We start from the raw sequence: 3,281 nt of genomic DNA on the forward strand, positions 1-3,281 counted from the left end.
GGTTTGAGTAATTTTAGCAGATTCAGGGGCACCTGAGCGACTCTCAATCTAGCTAAAAGCCTTTTCCAATAAAGGTTGTAGCTTCTTTCAGCAAACCCCAATTAGGACAGGGGAATAGAGGTGAAGGGGGTATTTTGTTCGGTGCCAGACTGATATTTCAGTAAGCCAGACAGGAGCCAGAAAAAGATATTTATCAGAAAAGTCATGATCAAGCTAGAGGTTTAAAGACTGATTGGGTTCCAATTATTTTTATTAATAAATATTTTACACAATTCATACCAGGTAAGCAACATAGCTCACCACTACTACCGAATCATTACCGCGCATTCTTTAACTTTTCCAACAGTTTCTTAACTCCACAAACAGTGAACTAATACTAAATCCGTTGAGTATAGGCTACTTATGAAGACAGGCAAAATACACTCATGCAAAAGGCAAAAGTGGGAATAAATAATCAGTCTTTAATAACTGGATTTAGTATAAAAACTCAAATCTGATCCCCGATAGCTCTCTCGGAGTCTCGGAGTCTCCTATTTAATGTCTTAGGCCATAATTAAAACTCAATAACTTTAACCATAGGCGAGGATTGTCTTTTTCTAGCCAGCTTTGGGAGTTTTTTAACCATTGGGGAAACCAGGAACCAAAAAGCAGATTTTTGACTCCATCAAGGCTAAAATCGAGATAGGAACCCAACCAACGAATTAAATCCTGACTGCCAGCCATTTCTGCTATCCATAACAGTAAAGCGGGGTTTTTTCTGGCCGCTTTAATTGCTAAACGGCTAAAGGTCAACCAATCAGTTTTATCCTTAATAAAAGTTTCAGAAACCTCCGGCGGTTCGTCGGCCAATAAACCGAAAAATGTGTTTAACATGGCGTTAATTCTTTGGGGGGGTAAGGTTTTTCCCGTGGGAACCATCATTCCTTTAGAAAATAACCAAGTTACCGCCACATTACTTTGATAGGCACGCACATTTTCTAGGTCTTTAGCTGTTAGTAAATCGTGTTTCAATGCCGTATCCAAAAGATGGGTTAAGCGCTCTAAATTACGCACCAAAGAACCGAACCCAGTAAAAATTAACGGTGATTGCAGGGAGGCAGCATCACCGATGGCTAAAATGCGATCAAAGGAGACAATTCGATCTTTTTTCCCTGTGCTAAAATGCCCTGGTATATAACCAAAGGTTGGTTTTTTCCAAGTTAATTTTTCTGGGTCACACTGTCGATATTCCGGCAAAATAGTAAAGAAATCTTCGTACATTTCCAACAGAGAACCGGGGTTATCGGGATGGACTTGATGATAGTGAAATAGATAAAAGGTTAATTCTTTTCCTTCCCCCGGAAATAATTCCCAAATTAATTGCCTACCTTTAGAAATATCGCCATGGGAATTTAAGACATCGCCATAGTGAGAATCCCACACCAGCGGCTCGAATCCTTCTACTACTGCCCCCACCGTCGGACAGACACTATCAAAGGCACGCACTCCGTTTAATTGCCAGGCAATGGCAGAAGCGGAACCCATAGCATCAATCAATAAACGGCCTTTTATCTGTTGAATTTCTCCACCATGATTAAGGGTGACAGTAACACTATTGGCAGTAATATCAGCCTTAATAAATTCGGTTTGATCGAGAATTTTACCGCCATAATCCTGTATTTTTTTACCGCAGGATTGCAGCAATTTATCGGAATTAATGGCGATATTTAAAACCGTGGGAGTATGGAGAATTTCGGCTTTCAGATGGGGGGGATTATTGCCATCAAAAAACTTATTAAAGCCATCGATGTATTCTTGGAAGATTAATTCCTCGAATTCTTCGGCAGTAAATAGGCCTAAATTAATGAAACTTTGAAACTCCGATCGAGAGATATTCCATTCCCGATTCATCCGTCCGAAAGGTAGTCTTTCTACTAAGAGGACTCGATAACCTAATTTGGCCATCTGTGCCGCATGAATTGCCCCCAAGGCACCACCAATATAAATTAAGTCATAGGCGATGGGATGATCATTTTCCTCGCTGCTAGAGAAAATTACCGGCCGCGGTTGTTGGGGATTTTTGGCACTGTCGCGCCAACGTTTTTCCCACCAATACAAACGTTCTAAATCCGCCTCCCCTTGCGGCATTTTGCGGAAGTAGTGAACCGTTAGGGGATAGTCCGCTTCTAAATCTGTAAAAATTGAGTGATTTTTTTGATCGATGTTTGGTATCGTGTGATACTGCGGCGGAAAACGCTTTTGTAAAGCTCGATCGAGCTGGCGAATCAGGGATGTTTCTCGGTCATGCGATCGCTCACCCCAGCGGAAAACTTTTAAATAAGTAGTCCGTTGCAGCGTCCAGACAAAGATCGACAATTCGATCGCCTCCGATAAGCGCAATCTCACCCCGTTAGGTGTATTTGTCTTGACACCGCTAGCGGGTTGCCAATCGGATTGTAACCACTGATAAACGGCGATCGAGTCGGGAGTCGGAATTTCTCTGTAAAGGATTTCTCTCATCTTGATTTAGCTATTACACCCAAAAATACCCAAAAGGACAAGTCAAAAATGGTCTGATTACGCTAGACTACACAAAAAGTTTTCTGAAAAAAGTTTAAAAAACTTTACCTAAAATGTCGGCTTGAAGGAACTCTCGGTTTCACCTCGGAGATAAAAGGTTCCGCCAGCATAGAACAGCGAAGCACAGCTAAAAAGTAAGTGTCTAGTCTCCTAAAAAAATCTCGAATAACTTCTTCTTTTAAGGGTCTTGACCTACTCATGAAAATTAGCTACTGTATAAGTATAGCGGATAAGGTAATCAACCGCCCTAAAAACCCAGTAGTCTAATGACTAACGCTGTACCTTGACAATCAAAGATCTGGGGTTCTACCTAATTGTTCTAGTTTCTACCTGTAGGTAGGTAAAATCTTGGCAGGAACTAGACAACACAGTATTTGAAGCTAATACTTCAATTCAAGCAAATTTTGTAGAAGTACAACTATCGTGGGGCGCACGAAAAGTAACGCTTGGGGAAAGAACCACCTCTGTTTTAGATAACGCAAGGAATCTCAAGTAAGTGGACTTATTGAACCAAGAACCCCTCGCCTGAGCGCTTCGGGGAGCGTCAAAGACCTAGATTAATACACAGCCAGCCCCATCTGATTTTGACATCCTCACCGCCGTAAACGGACGGTGATTCCCAAACCTCACGATTTAGGTTTCTGCTTCTTTCCCTTGCGGGGTTCCGCACCTGCCTTAACAGATTTACTCTGTTCTGGTCTTATGGTCGCTCTACAGACTGA

At 41.8% G+C, this 3,281-nt stretch carries 1 protein-coding gene; it reads right to left on the reverse strand.

All coding sequences use genetic code 11. From position 1 onward, the window contains the following. Window positions 1-534 precede the first annotated feature (534 nt). Window positions 535-2,499, reverse strand: a complete 1,965-nt coding sequence (locus IM479_RS08235) for a flavin-dependent dehydrogenase (RefSeq protein WP_287684770.1) — start codon at window positions 2,497-2,499, stop codon at window positions 535-537. Window positions 2,500-3,281 lie beyond the last annotated feature (782 nt).

Origin of the sequence: Microcystis sp. M165S2, from assembly GCF_020245885.1 — a bacterium.
In the GTDB taxonomy this organism is placed as follows: Bacteria; Cyanobacteriota; Cyanobacteriia; order Cyanobacteriales; family Microcystaceae; genus Microcystis.

Excerpts from the sequence above, each read along its gene's own strand:
- IM479_RS08235 (WP_287684770.1), bottom strand. The coding sequence starts at position 2,499 with ATGAGAGAAATCCTTTACAGAGAAATTCCGACTCCCGACTCGATCGCC.